2 protein-coding genes are annotated in these 3,089 nt (G+C 60.5%); both read left to right on the top strand.

Annotated features, from left to right (window positions below):
• The first annotated feature begins 65 nt into the window (after nucleotides 1-65).
• The gene (locus HX812_RS31885) at nucleotides 66-1,316 is read left to right on the top strand and encodes an OprD family porin (RefSeq protein WP_038849795.1); all 1,251 of its coding nucleotides are present in this window, start codon (nucleotides 66-68) and stop codon (nucleotides 1,314-1,316) included.
• A gap of 91 nt (nucleotides 1,317-1,407) precedes the next feature.
• Nucleotides 1,408-2,910 (top strand): M91 family zinc metallopeptidase, encoded by a 1,503-nt coding sequence (locus HX812_RS31880; RefSeq protein WP_038849794.1) that lies wholly within the window; start codon nucleotides 1,408-1,410, stop codon nucleotides 2,908-2,910.
• The last annotated feature ends 179 nt before the right edge of the window (nucleotides 2,911-3,089 follow it).

The following is a 3,089-nucleotide window of genomic DNA, read 5'->3' as shown; positions in this document are numbered from 1 at the left end:
CCCCCGCACCGCCCCGCACCATGGCCGCCACCTGCATAAACCCAATAACAACAGGTCCTTTCGCCATGAGCACTTTCCACCCGCGCCGGCTTTTGCTGGCAACCGCTGTCGCCAGTCTTGCCTTGCCCGTCGTCGCTGAAGAACACGGTTTTCTCGAAGACGCCAGCGCCAACCTCAACCTGCGCAACTTCTTCTTCAACCGCAACTACACCAACCCTACCAAGACCCAGGGCGGCGCGCAGGAGTGGACGCAGAGTTTCATCCTCGACGCCAAGTCCGGCTTTACCCAGGGTACCGTGGGTTTCGGCGTGGACGTGTTGGGGCTGTATTCGTTGAAGCTGGATGGCGGACGCGGCACCGGGGGCACCCAACTGTTGCCGTTGGATCACGATGGCCGCCCGGCAGATGAATTCGGGCGTCTTGGGGTGGCGTTCAAGGCGCGCATTTCCAAGACCGAAGTGAAGGTCGGCGAATGGATGCCGGTGCTGCCGATCCTGCGCTCGGACGACGGCCGCTCCCTGCCGCAAACCCTGCGCGGTGGGCAGATCACTTCGAAAGAAATCGACGGCCTGACCCTCTACGGCGGCCAGTTCCGCGCCAACAGCCCGCGTGACGACAGCAGCATGACGGACATGTCTATGTTCGGAAAAACCGCGTTCACTTCCGATCGCTTCAACTTCCAGGGCGCCGAGTACGCGTTCAACGACAAGCGCACCCAGATCGGCCTGTGGAATGCGCAACTCAAGGACATCTATAGCCAGCAGTTCGTCAATTTGATCCACACCCAACCCATCGGCGACTGGACCCTGGGCGCCAACCTCGGTTTTTTCTACGGCAAGGACGACGGCAGCGCCCGCGCCGGCGACCTGGACAACAAGACCTGGTCCGGCCTGTTCTCCGCCAAGTACGGCGGCAACACCTTCTACGTCGGCCTGCAGAAACTCACCGGCAACAGCGCCTGGATGCGCGTCAACGGCACCAGCGGCGGCACCTTGGCCAACGATAGCTACAACTCCAGCTACGACAACGCCCAGGAGAAATCCTGGCAGGTACGCCACGACTACAACTTCGCCGCCCTCGGCGTGCCCGGCCTGACCCTGATGAACCGCTACATCAGCGGCAGCAACGTGCACACCGGTACGATTACCGACGGCAAGGAATGGGGTCGCGAAAGCGAACTGGGCTACACCGTGCAAAGCGGCAGCCTGAAAAACCTCACGGTGCGCCTGCGCAACTCCAGCATGCGCCGCGACTACAGCAACAATGAGTTCGATGAGAACCGGTTGATTGTCAGTTACCCGATCAGTTTGCTGTAAGACCTCATTACAACCTCGCTGGAACGATTTGCCGCAGACGGACACTTCCAAAAGGCAGGCAGACCGCCTGACTCTTCGAAAGGGATCTCAAATGGAAGTGTCCAAAAGCCTTGAAAACGCGCACCGCCCGCCCCTGAAAGGCGAGCACCACTCTACGCATGCCCCGGTAGTCTCGGTTGAGAACAGTCGCTACGTACCCGCCGTCGCCCCTCAACTCCCGTTCACACCGGATAATCAGATCCAGGCCTACGTACACCCGGTTCTGGATGACGGCAACTTGAAGGTCAGTTGCCAATCGGTCTGGGAACAGGACGTGACTTACAGTCTGCAGAACTCCCTGGTCCTCGAAACCGGTGACAAAGCCGACCAGATTCACGTCAGCCAGACACGCGCAGGACAGTTGGATGTTCGGGTCAATGGGCGGTTGTATCGTTTTGACAGTGAGGATAAAGACGGCAAGCCCCTCACCTTTCACTTCAAAACCCATGGCGGTGACGACAACATCCACATCGACGCCAATGTGACCCAACCCGTCATCGTGGAGGCCGGCGACGGCAATGACCGCGTGCGGGCCGGCGGCGGTTACACCCGTGTGTTCGGCGGCAAAGGCGATGATGTGCTGCGCCTCGGCAGTGGCCTGGGTTATGCCGAGGGCAACGACGGTGATGACACAATCATGGGCGGCACCGGCGACAACATCATATATGGCAACAATGGCAATGACCGTCTCTACGCGGGTGCAGGCCCCAAGCACAAAACCAGCTACCTGGATGGCGGCAACGGCAATGATCGACTCTACGCAGGAAACGGGCATACGGTCCTGCACGGCGGTGCCGGGGACGATCGCTTGATCGGCCACGACCGCACTACCTTTTACACCGGCGATGGCCGCGACACAGTGATCGCCAACGGCCCAGGCGACCTGATCTACGGTAAACCCGACGACGCGATCAGCCACCTCAACGGTTCGCGGTTTACCGCGGTATCGGCCGCGCCGGAACCTCAAACAGGGTTTGTGATCAAGGGTTCGCCCGAGTTTATCCAACGGGTCGAGGACGATCTGGCCCTGCTGCGCCGATCTCCCATCGGCCAACAGATGCTGGCCGCCATGAGCGCCATGGCCCAGCGCAACGGCGCACCGGTGACCATCGTCGAAGATTTGGTCGACCTCGGCAGCGGCTATGTCTACGGCAGCCAGGAGCTCAAGGCCTTGTTCGGCTACGAACGCGCACCTATTGTCGGTGACGATCCCAAATGGGGCTTCATGGTCGACGGTGTGCCGGGGTCGCAGGCTGACCGGGCTGAAATCAGCTATAACCGCTCCGCAGTGGACACCGTCGCTGGCGTGACCTACGCCTCCATCACGACGCTTTACCACGAAATGGTGCATGCCTATAACGCAGGTAATGGCACCGCTTTGACCGGCTCGACCACTGAAACATTTGAGGGCGAGCAACACGATGTCCCCAACAGCGAACGTCAGGCCGTAGGGCTGCCCACTACGCCCGCGACCCCACCCAACCCCAAACCCCTGACTGAAAACGCCTTGAATGAAGAAATGGGCAAGCCGCTGCGCCCTCAATACGTCGGCTGACCCTTGGCGACGCTCGTTTGTCAGCCTGTAACCTCACACAGCCGATCTTGCTGTATGGTGCGCGCCTGCCGCTGCTGATCCACTCAGCAGCGGCCTTTATTCGAGCCTGCGCCCACCATGAAATCCTTCGCCATCGTATCCGCCGTATTTGCCCTGGCCTTGAGCCTCAGCGGCTGCAT

Source organism: Pseudomonas sp. IPO3749 (genome assembly GCF_013386605.1).
In the GTDB taxonomy this organism is placed as follows: domain Bacteria; phylum Pseudomonadota; class Gammaproteobacteria; order Pseudomonadales; family Pseudomonadaceae; genus Aquipseudomonas; species Aquipseudomonas azotoformans_A.
This window is presented reverse-complemented; position numbering and strand designations above follow the sequence as displayed.